This is a genomic window from Novosphingobium olei, from assembly GCF_037076535.1.
Classification (GTDB): Bacteria; Pseudomonadota; Alphaproteobacteria; order Sphingomonadales; family Sphingomonadaceae; genus Novosphingobium; species Novosphingobium olei.
Genome location: NZ_AP029021.1, coordinates 1,832,084 through 1,854,963, shown reverse-complemented (window position 1 = coordinate 1,854,963; position 22,880 = coordinate 1,832,084). Strand labels below are relative to the sequence as shown.

General features: G+C 65.6%; 20 protein-coding genes. 16 read left to right on the top strand and 4 right to left on the bottom strand.

Annotated elements, in window-relative coordinates; translation table 11 throughout:
- Positions 1-190 precede the first annotated feature (190 nt).
- From AACH40_RS08750 to AACH40_RS08740, 3 genes are all read left to right on the top strand, one after another.
- Positions 191-655, top strand: a complete 465-nt coding sequence (locus tag AACH40_RS08750) for an SMI1/KNR4 family protein (protein ID WP_338645673.1) — start codon at positions 191-193, stop codon at positions 653-655.
- Positions 656-2,045: 1,390 nt separating this feature from the next.
- The gene (locus AACH40_RS08745; RefSeq protein WP_169493404.1) at positions 2,046-2,531 is read left to right on the top strand and encodes a flavin reductase family protein; all 486 of its coding nucleotides are present in this window, start codon (positions 2,046-2,048) and stop codon (positions 2,529-2,531) included.
- A gap of 240 nt (positions 2,532-2,771) precedes the next feature.
- Positions 2,772-3,467: a Crp/Fnr family transcriptional regulator gene (locus tag AACH40_RS08740; protein WP_169493403.1), complete on the top strand. Its 696-nt coding sequence runs from the start codon at positions 2,772-2,774 to the stop codon at positions 3,465-3,467.
- A 10-nt stretch (positions 3,468-3,477) separates the two neighbouring features.
- On the opposite strand, the gene AACH40_RS08735 is transcribed toward AACH40_RS08740, so the two are convergent.
- Positions 3,478-4,260, bottom strand: a complete 783-nt coding sequence (locus tag AACH40_RS08735; RefSeq protein ID WP_338645670.1) for a transglutaminase family protein — start codon at positions 4,258-4,260, stop codon at positions 3,478-3,480.
- A 206-nt stretch (positions 4,261-4,466) separates the two neighbouring features.
- Positions 4,467-5,177: an OmpW/AlkL family protein gene (locus tag AACH40_RS08730; RefSeq protein WP_338645668.1), complete on the bottom strand. Its 711-nt coding sequence runs from the start codon at positions 5,175-5,177 to the stop codon at positions 4,467-4,469.
- Between the two features lie 238 nt (positions 5,178-5,415).
- Between AACH40_RS08730 and ccoN the strand changes: the two genes are divergently transcribed.
- From ccoN to AACH40_RS08670, 12 genes are all read left to right on the top strand, one after another.
- Complete coding sequence (gene ccoN, locus AACH40_RS08725) at positions 5,416-7,080, top strand: cytochrome-c oxidase, cbb3-type subunit I (RefSeq protein ID WP_338645666.1); 1,665 nt, start codon at positions 5,416-5,418, stop codon at positions 7,078-7,080.
- A gap of 24 nt (positions 7,081-7,104) precedes the next feature.
- A complete protein-coding gene (gene ccoO / locus AACH40_RS08720) occupies positions 7,105-7,857 on the top strand; it encodes a cytochrome-c oxidase, cbb3-type subunit II (protein ID WP_338645664.1) in 753 nt (250 codons plus the stop codon).
- Between the two features lie 11 nt (positions 7,858-7,868).
- Entirely contained in the window at positions 7,869-8,045 is a 177-nt protein-coding gene (locus tag AACH40_RS08715; protein ID WP_169493628.1) for a cbb3-type cytochrome c oxidase subunit 3, read from the top strand.
- The gene (ccoP, locus tag AACH40_RS08710) at positions 8,032-8,949 is read left to right on the top strand and encodes a cytochrome-c oxidase, cbb3-type subunit III (protein WP_338645662.1); all 918 of its coding nucleotides are present in this window, start codon (positions 8,032-8,034) and stop codon (positions 8,947-8,949) included. Before AACH40_RS08715 ends, ccoP begins: the two co-directional genes overlap by 14 nt.
- Positions 8,950-9,009: 60 nt before the next feature.
- The gene (ccoG, locus tag AACH40_RS08705) at positions 9,010-10,497 is read left to right on the top strand and encodes a cytochrome c oxidase accessory protein CcoG (RefSeq protein WP_338645660.1); all 1,488 of its coding nucleotides are present in this window, start codon (positions 9,010-9,012) and stop codon (positions 10,495-10,497) included.
- Positions 10,494-10,979 (top strand): FixH family protein, encoded by a 486-nt coding sequence (locus tag AACH40_RS08700; RefSeq protein ID WP_422394893.1) that lies wholly within the window; start codon positions 10,494-10,496, stop codon positions 10,977-10,979. Before ccoG ends, AACH40_RS08700 begins: the two co-directional genes overlap by 4 nt.
- Positions 10,980-11,047: 68 nt before the next feature.
- On the top strand, positions 11,048-13,102 hold the full coding sequence (locus AACH40_RS08695) for a heavy metal translocating P-type ATPase (RefSeq protein WP_338645999.1): 2,055 nt from the start codon (positions 11,048-11,050) through the stop codon (positions 13,100-13,102).
- Positions 13,099-13,248 (top strand): cbb3-type cytochrome oxidase assembly protein CcoS, encoded by a 150-nt coding sequence (gene ccoS, locus AACH40_RS08690; RefSeq protein WP_169493395.1) that lies wholly within the window; start codon positions 13,099-13,101, stop codon positions 13,246-13,248. The genes AACH40_RS08695 and ccoS overlap by 4 nt, the downstream gene beginning before the upstream one ends.
- On the top strand, positions 13,245-13,523 hold the full coding sequence (locus tag AACH40_RS08685) for a hypothetical protein (RefSeq protein WP_169493394.1): 279 nt from the start codon (positions 13,245-13,247) through the stop codon (positions 13,521-13,523). The genes ccoS and AACH40_RS08685 overlap by 4 nt, the downstream gene beginning before the upstream one ends.
- Positions 13,513-14,859 (top strand): oxygen-independent coproporphyrinogen III oxidase, encoded by a 1,347-nt coding sequence (gene hemN / locus AACH40_RS08680; RefSeq protein ID WP_338645657.1) that lies wholly within the window; start codon positions 13,513-13,515, stop codon positions 14,857-14,859. Before AACH40_RS08685 ends, hemN begins: the two co-directional genes overlap by 11 nt.
- 116 nt (positions 14,860-14,975) lie before the next feature.
- Positions 14,976-15,593, top strand: coding sequence for a bifunctional 4-hydroxy-2-oxoglutarate aldolase/2-dehydro-3-deoxy-phosphogluconate aldolase (gene eda / locus AACH40_RS08675; RefSeq protein ID WP_169493392.1), 618 nt, complete (start codon positions 14,976-14,978; stop codon positions 15,591-15,593).
- Positions 15,594-15,641: 48 nt separating this feature from the next.
- Positions 15,642-18,434: a phosphoenolpyruvate carboxylase gene (locus tag AACH40_RS08670; RefSeq protein ID WP_338645654.1), complete on the top strand. Its 2,793-nt coding sequence runs from the start codon at positions 15,642-15,644 to the stop codon at positions 18,432-18,434.
- Between the two features lie 33 nt (positions 18,435-18,467).
- On the opposite strand, the gene AACH40_RS08665 is transcribed toward AACH40_RS08670, so the two are convergent.
- Entirely contained in the window at positions 18,468-20,546 is a 2,079-nt protein-coding gene (locus tag AACH40_RS08665) for a beta-galactosidase (RefSeq protein WP_338645652.1), read from the bottom strand.
- Positions 20,547-20,808: 262 nt separating this feature from the next.
- Between AACH40_RS08665 and sthA the strand changes: the two genes are divergently transcribed.
- A complete protein-coding gene (sthA, locus tag AACH40_RS08660; RefSeq protein ID WP_338645651.1) occupies positions 20,809-22,200 on the top strand; it encodes a Si-specific NAD(P)(+) transhydrogenase in 1,392 nt (463 codons plus the stop codon).
- Positions 22,201-22,212: 12 nt separating this feature from the next.
- Here the strand turns inward: sthA and AACH40_RS08655 are convergent, their stop codons facing one another.
- Positions 22,213-22,734 (bottom strand): hypothetical protein, encoded by a 522-nt coding sequence (locus tag AACH40_RS08655; protein WP_338645649.1) that lies wholly within the window; start codon positions 22,732-22,734, stop codon positions 22,213-22,215.
- Between the last annotated feature and the right edge of the window lie 146 nt (positions 22,735-22,880).

Below are 22,880 nucleotides of genomic sequence, written 5' to 3'. Positions count from 1 at the left end.
GGCAACATACGCCAGAGTGGACGGAGTGGAGGAGCAGGAAGGGCTGAGACCGCCTGCATTGCCCGCTGCGCACTCGTGCGGCGGGTAAGCGCTCGCTGGGCAAGTCTCTGGTGCGTGAAGCCAGCCGTCCGCTGCCGCCCACTTGCGGACGTTAGCGTTCCTTGCGAACAAGCAATCGAAAGGCTCAGCTATGACGATACACATCCCCAAGATGCCTTCACCATCTGCGGCTGCGCTGAGCGACTTGGAAAGCTGGTTGGGCCAACAGCTGCCTGCGACATATGTCGAATTTGTTCGAAATCATGATGGCGCCGAACCCCAAGAGAATTCGCTCGTCACAAATGAGAACGAAGTGGCGCTCTCACGTTTCATCTCGGTGAATGAAGCGGCGAAGTTGGCAGAACAGATTGACGGCTTTCCAGTTGGCGTCATTGCTTTCGCCGAGGATAGCTGCGGAAACTACTTTTACGTGGAGCCTCGGTCCGGCTCCGTTCGCTTCTGGGATCACGAAGTTGAGAGTGAGGACGAGGTAGTTGCCAGCGACGTATCGGGCCTCATCGCTAAGCTGACGCCTTTCGACATGACAAAGGTAAAACTCACGCCGGGACAGGTGAAGCGAGTCTGGGTTGACCCCTCGTTTACGCCCGAATTCTAAGGTCCGCTTCCCACCATTTCCTGTCGTTTCGGACCACCCAGAAGCATTCTGCGCCAATTGGCGGTTAACGCTCGTCTTAAAACCTTAAGGAGTAGGAGCGCTTCCGCCGGAAAAGTGCGCTGACGATGCTTGCAAGCAGACATGGCCGGTGAATATCACCGCACCTTGACCTCCGGCTGATCGGAGCAGCATGGCAGATGCAGGTCACAAACTTGCTTTTCCTGTCAATTGCACATCAGTAGCTAGCGATCACCAATGGTCGCATCGCCTCCACGGGCCGCAATCAGCTAGACAACAAGGGAAAGAGATATGAGCGAAGAAAGCGAATGGTGGTGGACCAAGGGGCGCCAATACATCACATTAGGCATCGGGGCATTTTTTGTCATTGTATGGGGGATTAGATATCTGGTCGAAACTTTATTATGATTATCCTGCGGGATCACTGCCGACCTGAACAACCTCACTTAAGGAAGTTGGCACCCCCCAAAAGAGGCGCGGCGGGCGGTCGGCGAGGAGAAGGTCACCGTGATTCAATTGCCTCGGCTCTGCCGATAAGCCGCCTCCGCTTCGTCCAAATGCTTCAGATCAACGCAAGCGTAGCTTTACCCCGGTAGGGCAGGGTCTCGTCAATGCCGGCCACTATCGCCGCCGCTCCTGCGACCGCACACGTCGTGATGTGGCGCATGTCGATACCTCGGCTTGAAGCCCAGTCCTCACTTGCGGATCCGCCCCGGGAGCAGGTCAATGACTCTCCCATCTTGGTGCGACCGATCGCACCGGTGCCGCCGCACGAATTCTATTAATTGAGAGTGGGTCAGCTAAATGGCGTCAAAAAACATATCTCTGAGGTGACATATTGCGGCGCATCCCCGGCGTCCTCTTTGCACCGCCCTCCGTGTTGCGGCTCATCAGGACATCGCTCGGTAAGCAACGTCCTTCCATCGTTTGCCGAGCGACAGCGCCTGACACATTTCTGACGCGGGCGTCAGTTACGTGTCAACTTGCACCTGTCCTACACGCTCGCCTGCGCCCATAAGAGGCGGAGGGAAGGGCGCTGAAATTGGCGCTTTTTGAAGTGTTGAGCGCGCTTTTGCCGGGCCTTGGAGTCTTTTTCCTGAACACTGTCAACTTCGTCAACTTGGGTGGGATTCCAGATCAAGACTCGGTCGCATCTGGAGCGCTATCGCCAAGGCCGCGCGGGCGTCCGGATCGGCTGTCGTTCCATCAATGCCGCTCATGCGTTGATGAGGATTATGTGTTGGTACATGGATTTCAGGCGGGCTAGCCGCCCTTGATGCTGCGGAGCCCTTTGGGACATCCCAAACGAAGGTGTTGCATCCGGGGCGCTGCCGAACGAAGGGCCGCTGCAAATGAATGAAACGGGGTTTGCATGATCGAAGCGCGGCAGTTCCGCGATGTACTGGGGTCCTATCCCACCGGGGTGTGCGTGATCACCGCGATCGGGGACGATGGCGCGCGCCACGGGCTCGTGGTCGGCTCGTTCACGTCGATCTCGCTCGATCCGCCGCTGGTCGGCTTCTTTCCCGACAAGCGATCGACAACCTGGGCGCGGATCGCACCGACCGGGCGCTTCTGCGTCAACGTGCTGGGATCGGACCAGCTGGACCTGTGCCGCCGCTTCGCTTCGCGCGCCGAGGACAAGTTTGCCGAGCTGGCCCACGGGCACAGCCCTTCAGGCCTGCCGCTGCTCGACGACGCGGTCGCGTGGATCGACTGCGCGATCGAGCGTGTGGTGGAAGTGGGCGATCACTGGCTGGTGGTCGGCGCGGTCGAGGCGCTGGGCCATCGCGAGGCGGGCGCGCCGCTGCTGTTCTTCCGTGGCGGCTACCACGACCTGGCGAAGCTCGACGATTGAGTGGACGGAAACGCGGCCCTTTTTTGCAGCGCCGCCGCGTTTTTGACATCCGTCAAGGCGGGCGGGCACGGGTTGGGCGAGAAAGGGCCTGTCGAAGGAAAGATCGCCATTTCGGAGATCGGACCTTCGCCGATTTCTCCCCGACTCGGGCGGTCATTTCGTGGCCGCCCAATTTTTTTGCGGGTCCGTCGCACTGCATTTCGTTGTGACCGGGCCGCTATTTTGTTACGCGCCTAAGTCATGTCCTCTTGCGATACCTGCGTCGTCCGCAACCGGGCGATCTGTGCCGGCCTGGATAACCAGGAAATCGCGGCGCTCAACACCATGGGGCGCAGGCGCGCGGTATCGGCGGGCGAGCCGCTGATCTGGGAGGACGACGATTCGCTGCTCGTCGCCAACGTGATCGAAGGCGTGCTGAAGCTCACCACCTCGACCGAGGACGGGCGCGAACAGATCGTCGGCGTGGCCTATCCATCCGATTTCATCGGCCGCCCGTTCGGCCAGACCAGCAAGGCAAGCGTCGTCGCGCTGACCGATGCGCGGGTCTGCGTGTTCGCCCGCAACGATTTCGACCGCTTCGCCCGCGAACACCCCGAGCTGGAACACAAGCTGCTCGAACGCACGCTGGCCGAACTCGACCGCACGCGTTCGTGGATGATGCTGCTGGGGCGCAAGACCGCGCCCGAAAAGATCGCCACGTTCCTGCTCGAAATGAGCGAGCGGCTGAACGAGACCGGCTGTGCGGTGAAGCTTGGCCCCGCGCGCCGCTTCTCGCTGCCGTTCAGCCGCCAGCAGGTGGCCGACGTGCTGGGCCTGACGATCGAGACGGTGAGCCGCCAGTTCACCAAGCTGAAGAACGACGGCGTGATCGAACTGCCCTCGCGCCGCGAGGTCGAGATTCTCGACCGCCCGGCGCTGGTTTCGCTGGCGGGCTGAACCGCCCCCGTCAGGCGACGGTCACCGAAACGCGCTGGTCGTTGAACCGGGCGAAGCCGAAGGCGGTCAGGAAGGGTACGTCGGCGGCATCGCGACCGACGCCGATGATCGCGGTTTCGTCGCACCTGGCCATGCCCGTGGCGTCGACGATGTGCCACGATCCCGCCAGCCAGACTTGCGCCACGGCGTGGAAGTCCTGCGGCTTAACCCCTGCGGCATAGACGCTGACGAAGCGGGCAGGCAGCCCGGCGGCACGGGCGAGGGTGACCATCAGGTGCGCATAATCGCGGCAGATGCCCTGGCGCCGGACGAACGTGTCGGTGGCATCGGTGCCGGAATCGCTGACCCCCGGGACGTAATCGACGTTTTCGGCAATCCAGTCCCGGATGGCGAGGACGCCTGCGCCGGTGGTGATCTCGCCGAACTTGCGCAGCGTGAACGACTGGAATTGGTCCGACGGGCAATAGCGCGACGGCATCAGGTACGGGATCGTCTCGCCCGGAAGCAGGCGGTGCGCGGTCACGGCAAGCGGCGCGATGTCGAGGCTGGCGCGCTCGATCTCGACGCGGGCGCGGTAGGAGACCTGCAGGCGCCCCTGGCGGTGCAGCCAGATCCGCTCGCCGATGGCATCGAGCGCGGCGATGCGGGTACCGGCGTCGTCGGCGGTGATGTCGATCCTGGCGTCGAGGATGCGCTGTTCGGGCAGCGGCGCGGCTTCGATCTGGAGCAGCAGGTCAGTCGCTGCATCGAACTGGTAGTCGAGAAGAACGTCGATCGAAAGCTGGCGCGACACAGATGCTCCTGGGACCCTTGGGTTTGTTTATCGGCAACCGCTTTGACAGGGGAAGGTTTCGGTTGCGATAGGGCGCATCTGTTCATTCCCCAAAAAAGAAGCGGGCGGGCCAAGGCCGGGGTGATCCCAGAACCCCGGTTGACCCGCCCACCGTCCCCCGGTCCCGCCCGTGCGTGGGGGCGGGGCGGGACCGAAGGAAGCTGGAATCAGAAGCGGTAGCTGACGCCGGCGCTGAGCACCCAGGGATCGAGCTTGTGCTTGGTTTCGAGCGCGAGCGTGCCGTTGTCGTAGAACTTGGCCGTGGGCTTGATGAAGTACTTCTTGGCATCGAGCGAGAGGCCGAAGCCCTTGTCGCCGAGCGCGATGTCGACACCACCCTGCAGCGCGACGCCGAACGAATTGCTCATCCTGACCTTGTCGATGCCCAGCGCCTTGGCGGTATCGCCCGGCTTTTCGCCGAACACGAAGAACAGGGCGGGGCCTGCGCCGACATAGGGCTTGATCGCGCCCAGCGGCAGGTGCGCCTTGGCGGTGACCGTGGCGGGGAGGATCAGCACGTGATCGACGATGCGGCCGGCACCGGCGAGACCCTTGTCGCCTTCGACATGGTGCCCGGTGAAGCAGCAGATCGTTTCGACCGAGACGTTGGGGGTGAAGAAGTATTCGACCGCGAGCGTCGGCACCACGTTGTCGTTCGCCTTGACGTCGGGGTTGGTGACGGCGGCGAGGGTCGAGCCCAGCGTGGTCGCTGTGTTGATCGACTTGATTTCGTCGATCCTGCCGTTGGGCAGAACGGCGGTGCCGAGCACCTTGACCTGCCACTTGCCATCGGCCGAGCCAGCGTGCGCCGCGGTCGGGGCGACCAGCGCGGTGGTGGCGAGGGTGGCGCCGAGGGCGGCGGAGAGCATTGTCTTCATGGGGTCCAATCCTGACGACCGCGGGTGGCCTGCCCCTCGCAGACCCGGTTGCTGCCTCGCGGTGTGACAGCGTGATGCACCCCTTGCGAATCAGCCTCATTGACCGAGCGCAAAAATCGGACCGGCGACCCTAGACCTTTGTAGGGGTCTGATTTTCCGGCAATTTGACCCGCATCAATGTTTGCCTGCCCACATGGGCCCACGGCGGCGAGACATCATTCATGGAAGGGAAGGGTCCATGGTCTCGTTAGTGACGCGCAGCGGCATATGGCTCGCTGTGCTATTTCTCGCCGTCATTGCGATCGCGCTCGCAAAAGACACCCCGTTCGCCATCCACATGGGCATCTGCGCTCTCGCCGCGCTGATCGGCCTGGTCGTCTCGCTGCGGCAGGCCGACGTGGATTCGCTCGCGCGCGGCATCCTCAAGATGCCAGACCAGGGGCGTTACGATGACGACCCGATCCGCTGGGGCGTGATCGCCACGGTGTTCTGGGGCATGGCGGGCTTTCTCGCCGGGCTATACATCGCGCTGGAACTGACCTGGCCGCAGCTCAACTTCGGCCTTGAATGGATCAACTTCGGCCGCCTTCGCCCGCTGCATACCAGCGCGGTCATCTTCGCTTTCGGAGGCAATGCGCTGATCGCGACGTCCTATTACGTCGTCCAGCGCACCTGCCGGGCGAGGCTGGCCTTCCCCGGCCTCGCCCGTTTCGTTTTCTGGGGCTACCAGCTGTTCATCGTGCTGGCCGCGACCGGCTACCTGCTGGGCGTGACGCAGGGCAAGGAATATGCCGAGCCCGAATGGTACGTCGATCTGTGGCTGACGATCGTGTGGGTGTCGTACCTCGCCGTGTTCGTCGGCACGATCCTGAAGCGCACCGAGCCGCACATCTACGTCGCCAACTGGTTCTACCTCTCGTTCATCCTGACCGTGGCGATGCTGCACCTGGTGAACAACACGGCGATCCCGGTGAGCTTCTTCGGTTCGCACTCGATCTCGGTGTTCGGCGGCGTGCAGGGCGCGCTGGTGCAGTGGTGGTACGGCCACAACGCGGTCGGCTTCTTCCTGACTGCCGGCTTCCTGGCGATGATGTACTACTTCGTGCCCAAGCAGGCCGAACGCCCGATCTACAGCTATCGCCTGTCGATCATCCACTTCTGGGCGCTGATCTTCCTCTACATCTGGGCGGGTCCGCACCATCTGCACTACACCGCGCTGCCCGACTGGGCGCAGACGCTGGGCATGGTCTTCTCGGTCATGCTGTGGATGCCGAGCTGGGGCGGCATGATCAACGGCCTGATGACGCTGAACGGCGCATGGGACAAGATCCGCACCGACCCGATCATCCGCATGTTCGTGATGAGCCTGGCCTTCTACGGCATGAGCACGTTCGAAGGCCCGATGATGAGCGTGAAGAGCGTCAACTCGCTCTCGCACTACACCGACTGGACCATCGGCCACGTTCACTCGGGCGCGCTGGGCTGGAACGGCATGGTGACGTTCGGCACGCTGTACTACCTCGCGCCGCGCCTTTGGAACCGCGAGCGGCTGTACAGCCTGCGTCTGGTGAACTGGCACTTCTGGCTCGCGACCACGGGTATCGTGTTCTACGCCGCGAGCATGTGGGTGGCAGGCATCACCCAGGGCCTGATGTGGCGCGAATACGGGCCTGACGGCTATCTGGTGAACTCGTTCGCCGAAACCGTCGCCGCGCTCCACCCGATGTACGCGCTGCGCGCCTTTGGCGGGCTGCTGTACCTCACCGGTGCCAGCATCATGGCCTACAACATCACCCGCACGATCATCGGTTCGCCGCTCCGCGTCGAAAAGCCGATGACCGAGACCCCCTACGACGCGAACCGCGACGTGCCGCTGGCCGGCATCTCGGCGGCGCACGCCTGACGCCTTGGGGAAGGAGACACGACAATGGCATTCTCCATCATGGAGCGTCACAAGAAGCTGGAACGCAACATCACCCTGCTGGGCGTGCTCGCCTTCGCAGCGGTGACGGTGGGCGGCATCGTCGAGATCGCGCCCCTGTTCTGGATCGATAACACGATCGAGAAAGTGCAGGGAATGCGCCCCTACACCCCGCTCGAGCAGGCGGGGCGCGACATCTACATCCGCGAAGGCTGCTACTTGTGCCACAGCCAGATGATCCGTCCGTTCCGCGACGAGGTCGAACGCTATGGCCACTACAGCCTTGCCGCGGAATCGATGTACGACCACCCCTTCCAGTGGGGATCGAAGCGCACCGGGCCGGACCTTGCCCGCGTGGGCGGCAAGTATTCGGATGAATGGCACGTCCAGCATCTGAAGGACCCGCGCTCGGTCGTGCCGGAATCGATCATGCCGACCTACCAGTTCCTGGCCGAAAAGGAGCTGAACCCCGGCGACATGACGGCGGAGCTGCAAACGCTCTACCAGGTGGGCGTTCCGTACTCGAAGACCGACATCGCCAAGGCGAACGACGACCTGCAGGCGCAAGCCGATCCCGAAGCGGATACCGCCGACCTCAGGAAGCGCTATCCCAAGGCGCAGGCGCGCGATTTCGACGGCGATCCCAAGCGCCTGACCGAGATGGATGCGCTGGTGGCGTACCTGCAGGTGCTGGGTACGATGGTCGACGTCAACGCCCCTGCCGCGCAGGAGGATCTGGCCAAGGAGAAGGGGCGATGAGCTTCTTCTCCATGTCCACCCACTCCACCTACGACCTGCTGCGCCATCTGGCGGACAGCTGGGGCCTCGTCGCGATGGGGATCGTGTTTCTCGTGCTCTGCCTCTGGCCGTTCCGGCCGGGCGCGCGGGTGACGAACGACGAAGCGGCGACCTCGATCTTCAAGGATGAGAACGATGGCGAACGATAAGCGCATCGACGAGGCCACGGGCGTCGAAACCGTCGGCCATGAATGGGATGGCATCGAGGAATTGAACAATCCGCTGCCGCGCTGGTGGCTGTGGACGTTCTACGCCTCGATCGTCTTCGCGATCGGCTACTGCGTGGTCTATCCGGCCATTCCGGGCCTGCACAGTGCGACCGCGGGCACCTCCGGCTGGTCGAGCCGGGGCGCACTGGCGCACGAGATGAAGGAAGCCGACGCCGAGCGCGCCGGCATCCGGGCCGAGATTGCGGCCACGCCGGTGGAACAGCTCGCCAGCAACGAAAAGCTGCTGCGCGCCTCGATCGAAGGCGGGCGCGCCGCGTTCAAGGTCAACTGTGTGCAGTGCCACGGCGCGGGCGCGGCGGGGGCCAAGGGCTATCCGAACCTCAACGACGACGACTGGCTGTGGGGCGGCGATATTGCGACGATCCACCAGACGCTGCAGCACGGCGTTCGCCAGCCCGGCGAAGATGCCACGCGGATGAGCCAGATGCCGGCCTTCGGGCGCGACGGCATCCTCACGCCGGCGCAGGTGCAGGACGTGGTCAGCCACGTCCGCGTGATCAGCGGGCAGGAAAAGCCGAGCGGTTCTTCGCAGCGCGGCGCGGCCATCTTCGCGGCCAACTGCGCGGTGTGCCACGGTGCCGGCGGTGAAGGCGGGCGCAACGTCGGCGCGCCGCGCCTCAACGACGCGATCTGGCTCTATGGGGGGGACCGCGCGACGCTGACCGAGACGGTGACCAACGCGCGCTATGGCGTGATGCCGGCCTGGGGCAGCCGCCTCGATCCGGTCACGGTCAAGATGCTGGCGGCCTACGTCCATTCGCTGGGCGGTGGTGAAGCGGCGCCAGCACCTGCTGCCGCGCCAGCTCAAGCGGCCGCCAAATAATCGGGTGCGGCCGCCGCACCCGGCAACGGACCGGCGGCCACCCTTTTCAGGACAGATCCCATGAACCTCGCGCACGATCCCAAGCTCACCCGCGCGGACCATTCCGAAGAAATCGGCTTCTACGAAAAGCGCAAGGGCGTGTTCCCGCGCGGCAGCGACGGTCCGTTCCGCCGGCTGAAGTGGGCGATCATGGCGTTCTGCCTGATCGTCTACTGGGGAACGCCCTGGCTGCGCTGGAACCGGGGGCCCTATGCCCCCGACCAGGCGGTGCTGGTCGATCTCGCCCATCGCCGCTTCTACATGTTCCAGATCGAAATCTGGCCGCACGAATTCTACTTCGTGGCGGGCCTGCTGATCATGGCGGGGATCGGGCTGTTTCTCGTCACCAGCGCGGTGGGGCGCGCGTGGTGCGGCTATGCCTGTCCGCAGACGGTGTGGACCGACCTGTTTCAGCACGTGGACCGGCTGATCGATGGCGACCGTAACGCCCAGATCCGTCTGCAAAATGCACCGTGGACGCCCGCCAAGATCGCGCGACGCACCTTCAAGTGGGGCGTCTACCTTGCCATCAGCTTCCTCACCGGTGGCGCGTGGATCTTCTACTTCGCCGATGCGCCGACGCTTCAGCGTGAGTTCTGGACCGGCACGGCGGCACCGGTCGCCTATGCCACCACGGCGGTGCTGACTTTCACCACCTTCTGGCTTGGCGGGTTCATGCGCGAACAAGTGTGCATCTACATGTGCCCCTGGCCGCGCATCCAGACCGCGATGCTCGACGAACGCTCGCTCACCGTGACGTACAAGGACTGGCGGGGCGAACCGCGCGGATCGGTCAAGGCGGCGCAGAAGCGCGTCGAATCCGGGCTCGATCCGCTGGGCGACTGCATCGATTGCAAGCAGTGCATCGCGGTGTGCCCCACCGGCATCGACATCCGCGAAGGGCCGCAGATCGGCTGCATCACCTGTGCGCTGTGCATCGATGCCTGCGACAAAGCGATGGCCGACGTCGGCCGCCCGCGCGGGCTGATCGACTACTTCACGCTGGAGGATGCCGACAAGGTCAAGCGGGGCGAGGCGCCGACGCCGGTGCTGCGCACGATCTTCCGCCCGCGCACGCTGGTCTATTTCGGCGTGTGGGCGGGGATCGGCGTGGCCATGCTGTTCCTGCTGGGATCGCGCACCCGGCTAGACCTGTCGGTCGCCAAGGATCGCAATCCGGAATACGTCATGCTGTCCAAGGGCGAGGTGCGCAACGGCTTCACCGTCAAGCTGCGCAACATGGAGGACCGGCCGCGCCCGGTCACGCTGTCGATCGAAGGGCTGCCGGGCGGGGCGATCTTCACCGACGAGATGGATGCGGCGCTGGCAAGGACTGTGCTCTCGGTCGAGGTGCCGGCCGATACGACCAAGCGCATGCGCGTCTACGCCATCGTCCCGAAGGGCGCGAAGCCGGCCGAATTCTTGTTCCAGATCAAGGCGCTGGACAAGGAAGGCGGGCAGGACAGCGTCCGCACCACATTCACTACAGCGGAAGGAAACGGCCAGTGACCCAGCAGCGCCGTGCAGACGAGCCCCGCCACAGGGGGCAATTCACCGGAAAGCATATGGCCGCGATCATGGTCGCGTTCTTCGGCGTGGTCATCGCAGTCAACGTGCTGATGGCCCGGCTCGCCACCTCGACCTTCGGCGGCGTGGTCGTCGAAAACTCCTACGTCGCGAGCCAGCACTTCAACACCTGGCTCGACGAGGCGAAGGCTGAGAAGGCGCTCGGCTGGAAGGCGCTGGTAGAACGGACGGGCGGCGATCGCGTGGAAGTGCGGCTGCGCGATGCGGCGGGCAGGGCGCTTGGGGGCGTGAAGCTCAGCGCCGTGGCGGAACATCCGCTCGGCCTGCGTGCCGATGAAACCCTTGCCTTCCGCGAGAGCGCGCCGGGCGTCTATGAAGCGCCGCTGCCCGCCGGACGCTGGCGCCTGCGGCTAGCCGCGCACGTGCAGGGCCGCGAATGGCGCACGGTCGGAGACGTCCAGTGACCGCCGCCGCACGCCGGATCGCAGGCGAAGCGGCCTTCGAGCTCCACAGCGTGTTTTCGGTCCCCGGCATGCATTGCGCCGGGTGCATGGGGAAGGTCGAGCGCAGCCTTGCCGCCGTTGAGGGGGTTTCCTCGGCGCGGACCAACCTGACCGCACGGACCGTCGAGGTGGTGCACGAACAGGGCGTCGAGACGCCCGACCTGATCGCCGCGCTTGCCGGTGCCGGGTTCGAAGCGCAACCGCGTGTCGATATCGAGGAAGCGCCCTCGGCGGTGAAGCCGCTGCTCGCACCGCTCGCCGTGGCGGCCTTTGCCTGCATGAACGTGATGCTGCTTTCGGTCAGCGTCTGGTCGGGCGCGGAAGGCACCACGCGCGAAATGTTCCACTGGCTGTCGGCGGCGATCGGCGTTCCCGCCATCGCCTATGCCGGAAAGCCGTTCTTTTCCTCCGCCTTCGCCGCATTGAAGCGCGGGCGGACCAACATGGACGTGCCTATCTCGATCGGCGTCACGCTCGCCACCAGCCTTTCGGTCTACGAGACCGTCACCGGTGGCACCGATGCCTGGTTCGATGGCACGCTGATGCTGCTGCTGTTCCTGCTCGCGGGCCGCGCGCTCGACGCGATGATGCGCGATCGCGCCCGCGCGGGCGTGGATGCGCTGCTGCGCCAAGCGGCGACAGGGGCGATGGTCGTGGACGCCGATGGTGCGACGCGCTGGGTCACGGCGGCGGCGCTGGTGCCCGGCATGGTGATGCGCGTGGCGGCGGGCGAACGGCTTGCCGCCGACGGTATCGTGATGCGCAGCAACAGCCGGTTCGACCAGTCGCTGCTGACCGGCGAAAGTGCGCCCGTCCCTGCGCGCGAGGGCGAGGCGGTCCATGCGGGAACGCTCAACGTCGATGCCCCGGTCGACGTGCGGGTCACGGCGGCGGGCACCGATACGGCGCTTGCTGAAATCGCGCGGTTGATGGAGGCGGCGGGCCAGTCGCGCTCCGCCTATGTCCGCATCGCCGATCGCGCCTCGCGGCTCTATGCCCCGGCGGTGCACACGCTGGCGGCGCTGACGTTCGCGGGCTGGATGCTGGCAGGCGCTGGGCTGTATCATTCGCTGGTCATCGCCATCGCGGTGCTGATCATTACCTGCCCCTGCGCGCTGGGCCTTGCCGTGCCGGTGGCGCAAGTCGTGGCGGCGGGCGCGCTGATGAAGCGCGGCATTCTCGTCAAGGACGGCTCGGCGATGGAGCGCCTTGCCGAAGTCGACCGCGCGCTGCTCGACAAGACGGGTACGCTCACGCTCGGACGGCCGGTGCCCGATGAAGCCGCGCTTGATGCACTGTCGGCTGCCGACGCTTCGGTCGCGCTGGCACTCGCCAGCCACAGCCGCCATCCGCTCTCGCTCGGCCTGGCGCAGGCGCTCGCCGCGCGCGGCGTCCATGCGGCGGAACTGGGCGATGTGGCGGAAGAGCCGGGCCGGGGCGTCAGCGCAACCTGGCAGGGCCGCCGCGTTTCGCTGGGCCGTCCGGCGGTGGCCGATGGCATGGCCGCCGCACTCGATACCGGTATGGGCCCTGCGCGCGTGATCGGCTTTGCCGACCGCCTTAGGCCCGACACGCTGGACGCGCTAGATGCGCTAGAAGGGCTTGGCATCGAATGCTCGATGCTGTCGGGCGACGGAATCGCCGCCGTCACCGAAATCGCGCGCCAGACCGGGCTCACCGCGCGCGCTTCCGCCTCGCCGGCCGACAAGCAGCAGAACATCGCCAGCCTGCAAAGTGTGGGGCGCAAGGTGCTGATGGTGGGGGACGGGTTGAACGATGGCCCCGCGCTCGCCGCTGCCGATGCCTCTATTGCGCCGGGCAGCGCGAGTGACGTCGGGCGGCAGGCTGCGGACTTCGTGTTCACCGGCGACAGCCTGCTGGCCCTGCCGCGCGCCGTCCGCGCGAGCCGCCGGACGATGCGGGTGGTGCGGCAGAACTTCGTGCTGGCGATCGGCTACAACGTGCTGGCGGTGCCGCTGGCGATGGCCGGGATCGTCACCCCGCTGATCGCGGCGGTGGCCATGTCGACCAGCTCGCTGATCGTGGTCGCCAATTCGCTGCGGCTGCAGGGGGCGGCGCGATGACATCGATCGCCTTCCTGTTGCCCATCGCGCTGGGCATGGGTCTTTGCGGATTGGCGGCATTCTTCTGGGCGCTGAAGCGCGGCCAGTTCAGCGATCTAGATGGCGCGGCGGCGCGCATCCTGATCGAAGAGGACGAGGAGCGGTGAGCCGCGCGCTCGCCTTCCTCGCCCCGCTCGCGGTGCTGCAGATGGCGCTGCCGGCGCCTGCGCAGGCGGCCTTCGTTCTCGTGCCGATCTGCGGCGAGCCGGGCCATTCCGCACCGATCCGCATTCCTAGTCGGAACGAGGGGCCCGGTCGCAGCGACGGGCCGGGCGGCGCGCCGTGCTGCAAAATTTGCCATATCTCAATGCGCAAGCGGATCGGCGGCGATAGCTGTTGCGACCATGGCGAACCTTCTGAGGATGAGGCCGATGTCGGCTGACGCGTCGCGCAGCGAAAGCTACGGCGACTGGACCTATTATCCGGAGCTGCTGGCAACGCCGGTGCCCCGCTACACGAGCTATCCCACGGCGGCCGAGTTCGTCGAGGAAAGCTTCGAGGAGGCGCAGCGAAGCGCGTTGCAGGCCGTTCGCGGCAGTGCCTCGCTCTACATCCACATCCCCTATTGCCAGGAAATCTGCTGGTATTGCGGCTGCAACACCGGCGCCGCCAACAAGCGCCAGCGCCTCGCCTCCTATCTCGAGGCGCTGCATCGCGAGATCGAGATGATCGGCGAACTGCTCGATCCGTCGGTACGGATCGGGCGGATTTCGTTCGGCGGGGGCAGCCCCAACGCGATCAAGCCGACCGACTTTGTCCGGCTGATCGATGCGCTGACGCTGAACTTGCGGATGGAGAGCCCGGTGCTTTCGATCGAGCTGGATCCGCGCAGCATCACGCCCGACTGGTTCATGGCGATCCGCGGCATCGGCGTGATCAAGGCGAGCATGGGCGTGCAGACTTTCGATCCGCACGTGCAGACGGCCATCGGGCGCGTGCAACCGGCCGAGATGATCGAGCGCGCGGTCGAAGGTCTGCGCCGGGCTGGCGTCGATTCGATCAACTTCGACCTGATGTACGGCCTGCCGTTCCAGACGGACGAGGTGCTGGCCGAAACGCTCGACCGGACGGTGGCGATGGGCGCGGACCGGGTGGCGCTGTTCGGTTATGCCCACGTGCCGCACATGATCCCGCGCCAGCGCCGGATCGATGCGAGCGAGCTGCCCGACCAGCTTGCGCGCTTCCGCATGGCGGCAGAAGGGCACGTGCAACTGGTCGATGCAGGCTATCAGGCGGTGGGCTTCGATCACTTCGCGCGGCCAGGGGACGATCTTGCCCGTGCGGCGCTGGCGGGCACGCTGCGGCGCAATTTTCAGGGCTTCACCGATGACGATGCCTCCACGCTGATCGGCCTTGGCGCGAGTTCGATCAGCGAGTTCGACGGGCTGTTCGTGCAGAACGAAAAGAACGCCGGGCGCTATCGCATGCTGGTGGGGGCAAACCTGCTGCCGGGGCGCAAGGGCGTGGTCCGCACAGTGGAGGACCGGCGGCGCGGGGCGATCATCACCGACCTGCTGTGCCAGGGCCACGCCCGTGTGGACCGCGACCTGCTGATCGCCGCGCGCGACCGGCTTGATGAATTTGCCGATCGCGGGATCATCAGCCTGGACGGGGATATGCTGGTGCTCGAACGGGGCAGCGAACCGTACGCCCGGTCGGTGGCGGCGCTGTTCGACGCCTATCGCGGCGGGGCGCACCAGTTCAGTTCGGCGGTTTGAGCGCACCTGTCGTGGGGTAATAGCTATGCGCGGGCGCGGTTAGCGGCTGCACAATAAGGTGTTGCGCGTTAGTCGTGAGGCAGACCATCATCTGTCCCATGAAAGAGTAGCGCCCCATGAAGCCGATCGAAACCATCATGCGCACCGCGCCCGTGATTCCGGTGCTGGTGATCGACACGGTGGAACATGCCGTTCCGGTGGCCCGCGCGCTCGTCGCCGGCGGCCTGCGCGTGCTGGAGGTGACGCTGCGCACGCCCGCCGCGCTCGATGTGATCCGCGCGATGAAGGGTGTCGAAGGTGCCATCGTCGGCGCCGGGACCGTGCTCAACCCTGATCAGCTGAAGGCTTCGATCGATGCGGGCGCGGAATTCATCGTTTCGCCCGGCCTGACCCCGCGCCTGGGCGAAGCGGCGGTGGCTTCGGGCATACCGTTCCTGCCCGGCACGGCGAATGCGGCCGATCTGATGCTGGGGCTGGATCTCGGCCTTTCGCACTTCAAGTTCTTCCCGGCGGCAACCTCGGGCGGGCTGCCCGCGCTCAAGGCGCTTGCCGCGCCGTTCCACACCTGCAAGTTCTGCCCCACCGGCGGGATCACGCTCGAAACCGCGCCGGACTGGCTAGGGCTCGATCCGGTCCTTTGCGTGGGCGGGAGCTGGATCGTTGGCAAGGGCGTTCCCGACGAGAGCAAGATCGAAGCCGCGGCGCGCGCCGCTGCGGCGCTGGCACAAGGCTGAAGCGCGCGCATCGTGGCAAAGAGTGCGCGCAAGGGGGGTAATCGGGCGATGAAGACGGTAGAAGCCTTGCGCGAACGCCTGCAGGTCCTGCACCAGCGGACGGCGGAAACCCCGCTGTTCAATCCCGTCTTCCAGTTGAGCCACGACTTGTCGCGCCAGCTCGAAGGCGGGGCGCTCTCGCTCGACGGGGTTGAGTCGCTCGTGGCAGAGCTGGAGTGCGAGGCGCTGCAGAGCCGCGCCGCGCGCCTGCGCCGTCTGGTTGCGCCCACCGATCCTGCCCAGAACCTCCAGCGCGTCGCGGCGCTGCTGAATGAAGAGGACGGCTTTTCGGAATTCCGCGCGCGCTGGGAAAAGCCGCTGCTGCATGCGGTGTTCACCGCGCACCCGACGTTCCTGCTCAACCCGGTTCAGTCCGACGCGGTGGCCACTGCCGCGCTGGCTGATGATCCGCTGGCCGCGACGGTCTGCACCGTGCCTGCCGATGGCCCGGCGATCACGCTCGATTTCGAGCATGTCGAGGCGATGGACGCGATCGAGCGCGCCGGCGCCGCGCGTGACAGGATCGTCGCCGCGCTGCTCGGCCATGCGCGCGCACGCTGGCCGGGCCGCTGGCTCGATTTCCGCCCGCTGCCGTTCCGCTTCGCCACCTGGGTCGGATATGACATGGACGGCCGCACCGACATCGGGTGGCACACCTCGATCTCGTATCGCCTGGCCGAAAAGGCGCGGCGGCTTGCAGGGTATCTCGCCTCGCTGCAGGCGATCGATGCGGCCCATCCGCTGGTCGCGACGCTCGAAGCGGCGCAGGCCCATGCGGCCGAGATGGCCAGCCTGTTCGTACGCCCGCTCGATGCGCCCGATGCGCTGGCCGCAGCGGCCAATCGCCTGACGGCGGACGATCCGGCAAAGCTGCTGAGCCTTGCCCCGCTGATCGCCACCCTGGAGGCCGATGCCAAGGCAGCGGACGGCGAGAAGGCGCTGGCGCTCGCGACTCTGGCGGCGGCGATGCGCGCCGATGGTCTGGGCATGGGGTGGATCCACTTCCGCGTGAACGCCAGCCAGTTGCACAACGCGTTGCGACGCCGGATCGACCCCGACGCCACGCTCGACCTTTCAAGCAAGAGCGCGATTTCGCGGCTGCGCGAACTGCTGGCCGACGTGAAGCCGCTGCGCGTCAACTTCGCTGCGCTGGCGATCGAGACCAGCACGGCGATGCGCCAGTTCCTGGCGATGGCGCAGATCCTGCACCATATCGACGCCGATGCGCCGATCCGCATGCTGATCGCCGAATGCGAACAGCCGCAGACGGTGCTTGCCGCGCTCTATTTCGCCAGGCTGTTCGGCATCGACGACAAGGTCGACGTATCGCCCCTGTTCGAGACGGAGACCGCGCTGGAACACGGCGGCCGCTTCCTCGAAGCGCTGCTGGCCGAGGAAAGCTATCGCGATTACGCAACGCTGCGCGGCCGCGTATCGATCCAGACCGGCTTTTCGGATGCCGGCCGCTTCATCGGCCAGCTTCCAGCAGCGCTCGCCATCGAACGTCTGCAGGGCCGCCTGGCCGAAGCGATGAAGGCGAGCGGCCTCACCGATGTGGCCGCACTGATCTTCAACACGCACGGCGAATCGATGGGTCGCGGCGCGCATCCCGCCGGCTTTGCCGATCGGCTGACCTGGCCGCTCTCGCGCTGGGCACGGGCGCGCTTTGCCAAAGCCGGGATCACGCTCGAACCCGAAGCAAGCTTCCAGGGCGGCGACGGCTACCTGTTCTTCCGCAACGACGACCTCGCGCTCGCAACGCTGACCCGGATTGCCGAGGCCGAAGCGGCCATCGCCGGGGAGCTCGTAGAAGGGGCACGCGATCCGTTCTACGACCGCACCGACCTCAGCCTAGATTTCTACCGCTCGATCCGCCGCGTGCAGCGCGAACATCTGGAAAGCGCGACCTATTCACGGGCGGTCACCGCGTTCGGCCTGGGCCTGCTGAAGGCCACCGGCAGCCGCGTGTCTCGCCGCCAGTCCGACGTGGGCTCGGACCGGACGATGAGCCTGCGCCAGATCCGCGCGATCCCGCACAACGCGATCCTGCAGCAGATCGGCTATCCGGTGAACGTGATCGCCGGTGCGGGCACGGCGGCAGGTGACGAGATGGAGGCGATCGCCGAACTGCTCGGCCATTCGGGACGCGGCAGCCAGCTTGTGCGCCTGCTGCGCAGCGCAAACGGGCTCGCCTCGATCAAGACGGTCGCGGCCTATGGCGAGCTGTTCAATTCGGCCTATTGGGCGAGCCGCCCCTATCGCGGCACCGAAACCGCGCTGGAGACGGCGTGCCTGACGATGGCCGAGCACCTGACCAAGGACGATCGCGCGGGCGTGTTCCGCCGCCTGGTTTCGCGCCTGCGGGTCGATTGGATGAAGCTCCACCGCCTGCTGGCGCTGACCGCCGGGGGGTCGACCGAGCGCGATCCGGCGGCCGATGCGGAACGGCGCAATATCGGGCTGCTGCAGTCGGTCCGGCTCGCGCTGCTGATGCACATGTTCCTGCGCGCGGTACAGGTGCCGCCGTTCGCGCGGTCGAACGACGTCAGCCGTGACGATGTGCTGGAAATGGTGCTGTCGCTGCGCGTGGAGGATGCGCTGGCGCAGATGCGCCGTGCCTATCCGGTGGTCGAGCCCGAAATCTCGGACTTCGCGGTGGACGAGCCGACCGACTTCCCCGACAGCCAGGGTGAGGATTACGGCGCGATCCGGGCGCGGTTCATCGACCCCATCGAACGAGCCCACGCGCTCAACCTGCGCATCGCAGTGGCCATCGCCAACTATTTCGGTGCCCACGGCTGAGCAGCGCAGCTGGGCCGCTTGCGGGCTCGCGGCTCAATCCTCGGCCAGCACCGCAACGCCCCAGGCCGGCAGGTCGATAGGCTGGCGCGCTCCCACGGCCTTGCCGCTCAGCAGATCGTGCGCGGCAGGCAGGGCGATCGGTACGCTGGCGGGCGTTGCGGCGTAGTTGAGCACGTAATGCACCCGCTTGCCATCGGTCAGGATGCCAGATCGCTGGATCAACGGCCAGTGCAGTGCCGGTCGTTGCACCCCGGCGCGATCGCTCGCTTCGGCAAGGATCTTCTCGGCCAGTTCCGGTGAGGGCATGAAGCCCAGGTATTCCACTTCGCCCTTGCCGTAGGCGTTGCGGGTCAGGGCTGCCGTCCCGGGCCAGCCGCCGCCATCGTAACGCGCCAGCACGCTGGCCGTCGTCGGCTGAAGCATCTCCTGCCAGTCGCTGGCGGTGTTCGCGGGGCCCGCTTTATAGGGATCTCCGGCCAAGGTGACGCCCTGCGGCACCGCGAACTGGCTGAAGGTAACGCCCGCCGCTTCGGCCAGCCCACCCGGCTGGACGCTGGCGCGTACGCGGGTGTTCTCGTCCGAAAAGCCGCTCTTGAAGGTGTAAAGCACGTGCCCGCCTGCCTTGGCATAGGCATTCAGCTTGGAGATTTCGGCATCGCTCGCGGCATAGAGCGCAGGCACGATGACCAGCTTGTAGCGCGAAAGGTCGGCTGCGCCGTCGGGCGAGACGATGTCGGCCTCGATGTTCTGGCGATAGAGCGCATCGTACATCCGGCGCACCACGTCGTTGTACTTGAGCTTGTCGCCGGTGACGAAGGCAAAGGAATCCATCCCCGTAAGCGCGGCGTTGCTGACATAGAGCGCGACCTTGTTATCCTTCTTCAGGTTCACCAACCGCTTGCCGAGACGCTTCAGGTCGGCGCCGATTGTGGACGCTTCGGCCAGGACAGGATTCGGCGCGTAGTCCTGGGAAAGCAGCCCCTTCCAATAGGTTTCCAGCCCGGCGCCGGTGCTGGCCCAGTGCCAGTAGGCGATCATGTTCGCGCCACTGGCAAGGTGGCTATACGCCTGCAGCCGCAACTGCCCGGGATAGGGCGTCCATTGCGGAAAGCCCTGTGCCTGCGTTTCCACGACAAGGTAGTTTTGGCCACCCTTGATCGAGCGGGCAAGGTCGCCGCCAAAGGCAATTTCGGCGCCGGTCAGCGCACCTTGCGACGGGTGGTAGATATCGACGCCGGCCACGTCGAGCGGGCGCGCGGCCTGCCAGTGGTTTACCTCTGGCTGGACGCCATAGGAATAGCCGCGCCATTCAAGGTCGAAGTTCTGCGTCAGAAATTGCTTCGGCCGGGCATGCGCGCGAACGAGGCCAGCCTGCCAGGCGAGGTATTCGTTGACCAGCCCGCGCTGGTATTCGGCGAAGGCGTTGCCAAGGCTTGCGTTGATCGTGCCGGTCACGTCGGGAAAATCCTCCCAACTGTTGATCCGGTTCGACCAGTAGTCCAGCCCGAACGCCTTGTTCAGCGCATTGGTGGAGCCGAAGCGCTCGCGCAAGCTTGCTTGGAACGCAGCCTGAACGCGGGCGGAGGCTACGCCATAAGCCTTGGTTTCATTGTCGAGCTGGTACCCGATCACAGCGGGATGATCGCGTACGTGGTCGATCAGAGCCACGATCACGCGTTCTGCTGCCGCGCGGAAATCGGGGTCGGTGATGTCCATGTTCTGGCGCGGGCCATAACGCGCGGGGCCGTCCTTGCGCACCACCAGCACGTTGGGATGGGCCTTCGCCAGCCATGTCGGAATGGCATAGGTCGGTGTGCCGACGATCACCTTGATGCCGTTGCGGTGCATCGCGAGAAGGGTGCGGTCGATGCTGGTGAAATCGAACTGGCCAGGCTGGGGTTCGAGCGTCGACCACGTGCTTTCGGCGATGCGCACCACGGAGATGCCGGCCGCCTTCATCATCGCGGCATCCTGCTCTGCGCGAGGCGATGGCGTGTATTCGTCGTAGTAGGCCGCGCCGAACAGGACCGTATCGGGGAGCGAAGGCGCTGCCTGCGCGGGCACCGCTGCGATCGAAGCGGCAATTGCGGCGACGCTGCAGACAAACTTCACCACGTTCTCCCACCTTTATGACTTGCGCTGTCAATCGATAGCGGGCTGCATTGCCTGCGCAAGTCAATTGTATGAGTAATTGCAGCGATCGAGCCATCAAGGGTTTTGCCGCGCCACGCTTAAGCGCGTAGCATTGCGGATCGGACGCGAAGGGCCTTTGCCAGCTCTGCGCGCGTAAGGGGAGTGTCCTGACAAGGCGCCAAGCGCCGGTTCTTGCAAGATCTTGCGGGAGTCCGTGCGCCAGTGCTGGGGGGCACAAGGCATGGATGCATATGACCTGATCGTCATCGGCTCGGGACCGGCGGGCCGCCGCGCGGCCGTGCAGGCGGCCAAGCTGGGCAAGCGGGTGCTGGTGGTGGAAGGCCGCCGCCGGGTGGGCGGGGTCTCGGTCCATACCGGCACGATCCCGTCGAAGACGCTGCGCGAAACCGTGCTGAACCTTTCGGGCTGGCGCGAGCGCGGGTTCTATGGGCATTCGTATCGTGTGAAGCAGGAGATCGGCGGAGACGACCTGACCCACCGCCTTGGCAAGACGCTGGAGCACGAAGTGGCCGTGCTGGAGCATCAGTTCCACCGCAACATGATCCGCACGATTTCGGGCACGGCGCGCTTTACGGGTGCGCACGAAGTCACGATCACGCGCGGCGACGGCAGCGAACTTGCGGTGCATGGCGAGCGCGTGCTGATCGCGGTGGGCACGGTGCCGTTCCGCCCCGACAACGTGCCCTTCGATGGCACCCACGTGATCGATTCCGATACGATCATCGAGGACCTGCGCGTGCCGCGCAGCCTGTGCGTGGTGGGCGCGGGCGTGATCGGCATCGAATATGCGACGATCTTTTCCGCCATGGACGTGCCGGTAACGTTGGTGGAGCCGCGCGAGACGTTCCTCGATTTCGTCGACCGCGAGATCATTGACGAATTTACCCACGAACTGCGCGATCGCGGCATGATCATCCGCCTCGGATCGCCGGTGGCATCGGTGGTGAAGGACCCCGGAGGATGGGTCACCACGACACTGGCCGACGGACGGAGCGTGCGCAGCGAGATGCTGCTCTATGCCGCCGGGCGCACCGGCGCGACCGCAGACCTCGGGCTCGAGCATTGCGGGCTGGCCACTGACCATCGCGGGCGCATCGCGGTCGATCCCAAGACGTTCCAGACCAGCGTACCGCACATCTATGCCGCGGGTGACGTGATCGGCTTCCCCAGCCTTGCCTCCACTTCGATGGAGCAGGGCCGCATCGCCGCCTGCCACGCCTTCGGCCTGCCGCTGCCGCCCGCGCCGCAGTACTTCCCTTATGGCATCTACGCCGTGCCCGAGATCTCGACCGTGGGCATGAACGAACAGGAAGTGAAGGCGCGCGGCATCGGTTACGAAGTGGGCATCGCGCGCTTCCGCGAAACCAGCCGGGGACACATCATGGGGCTCAACTCCGGCATGATGAAGATGCTGTTCTCGTTGAAGACCCGCCGCCTGCTCGGCGTGCACATCATGGGCGAGGGTGCGACCGAACTGATCCACATCGGGCAGGCGGTGCTGAACCTCAAGGGCACGCTCGACTACTTCATCGAGAACACCTTCAACTATCCGACGCTGGCCGAAGCCTACAAGATCGCCGCCCTCGACGCCTGGAACCGCATGCCGAAGTGAGGTGATCTAGTTCTACATCAGCGTGGGGCGCACCAGCGGGAAGTGGAGCAGGGCGGCGAGCGGCGCTGCAGGATCGGGCACCCCTTGCGCCACGTTGTCGGCCACTTGCAGCAGCGCACTTTCGTGGTCGCCCATGAAGCGCGCGATCGCTGCCGCCTCGGCGTCCTCCTCGGGCGACACCAGCATGCCGAGTTCGAGATAGCGGGGAAGGTAGGTCGCGCGGATCATGTCGCCCAGCGCGTCGAAGCGGTCCGTCCAATGCAGGGAGCTGAGCTGGTTGGCCGCCGCCGCGCCGCCCACGCTGGTGCCCTCGCTGTCGGTGATCGGAAGGCCAAGCCGGGTGAGCAGCGGGCGCATCACCACCTTGGCCTCGGTTTCCGCCTGCAACAGAGTGGAAAGAATATAGCGCTGTTCGGCGTCTTGCGCCCGCACCAGCATGACTTCGAACACTGCTTCGGCGGCATAGACGCTCAGATAGACGTCGAGCAGGCATTCCTTGAACTGCGCCGAAACCATCGCTTCCCCCTTGTTCACCAAAATATATGCGCGACGCAGCTTGCGGGTGATAGTGGCCCAAGGGGTGAGCCTATGACCCGCAGTCGTTGCGGCGGGGATTGACGTCTGCCGTGCAAACGCCACTTTGCGATGAGGGTGACCGACCCTTTGTGCATAGGCCCGCC

Bases quoted from the DNA above. Each gene is read 5' to 3' on its own strand.
- AACH40_RS08750 (WP_338645673.1), top strand. From the start codon at position 191: ATGACGATACACATCCCCAAGATGCCTTCACCATCTGCGGCTGCGCTG.
- AACH40_RS08745 (WP_169493404.1), top strand. From the start codon at position 2,046: ATGATCGAAGCGCGGCAGTTCCGCGATGTACTGGGGTCCTATCCCACC.
- AACH40_RS08740 (WP_169493403.1), top strand. From the start codon at position 2,772: ATGTCCTCTTGCGATACCTGCGTCGTCCGCAACCGGGCGATCTGTGCC.
- AACH40_RS08730 (WP_338645668.1), bottom strand. From the start codon at position 5,177: ATGAAGACAATGCTCTCCGCCGCCCTCGGCGCCACCCTCGCCACCACC.
- ccoN (WP_338645666.1), top strand. From the start codon at position 5,416: ATGGTCTCGTTAGTGACGCGCAGCGGCATATGGCTCGCTGTGCTATTT.
- ccoO (WP_338645664.1), top strand. From the start codon at position 7,105: ATGGCATTCTCCATCATGGAGCGTCACAAGAAGCTGGAACGCAACATC.
- AACH40_RS08715 (WP_169493628.1), top strand. From the start codon at position 7,869: ATGTCCACCCACTCCACCTACGACCTGCTGCGCCATCTGGCGGACAGC.
- ccoP (WP_338645662.1), top strand. From the start codon at position 8,032: ATGGCGAACGATAAGCGCATCGACGAGGCCACGGGCGTCGAAACCGTC.
- ccoG (WP_338645660.1), top strand. From the start codon at position 9,010: ATGAACCTCGCGCACGATCCCAAGCTCACCCGCGCGGACCATTCCGAA.
- AACH40_RS08695 (WP_338645999.1), top strand. From the start codon at position 11,048: ATGCATTGCGCCGGGTGCATGGGGAAGGTCGAGCGCAGCCTTGCCGCC.
- ccoS (WP_169493395.1), top strand. From the start codon at position 13,099: ATGACATCGATCGCCTTCCTGTTGCCCATCGCGCTGGGCATGGGTCTT.
- hemN (WP_338645657.1), top strand. From the start codon at position 13,513: ATGTCGGCTGACGCGTCGCGCAGCGAAAGCTACGGCGACTGGACCTAT.
- eda (WP_169493392.1), top strand. From the start codon at position 14,976: ATGAAGCCGATCGAAACCATCATGCGCACCGCGCCCGTGATTCCGGTG.
- AACH40_RS08670 (WP_338645654.1), top strand. From the start codon at position 15,642: ATGAAGACGGTAGAAGCCTTGCGCGAACGCCTGCAGGTCCTGCACCAG.
- sthA (WP_338645651.1), top strand. From the start codon at position 20,809: ATGGATGCATATGACCTGATCGTCATCGGCTCGGGACCGGCGGGCCGC.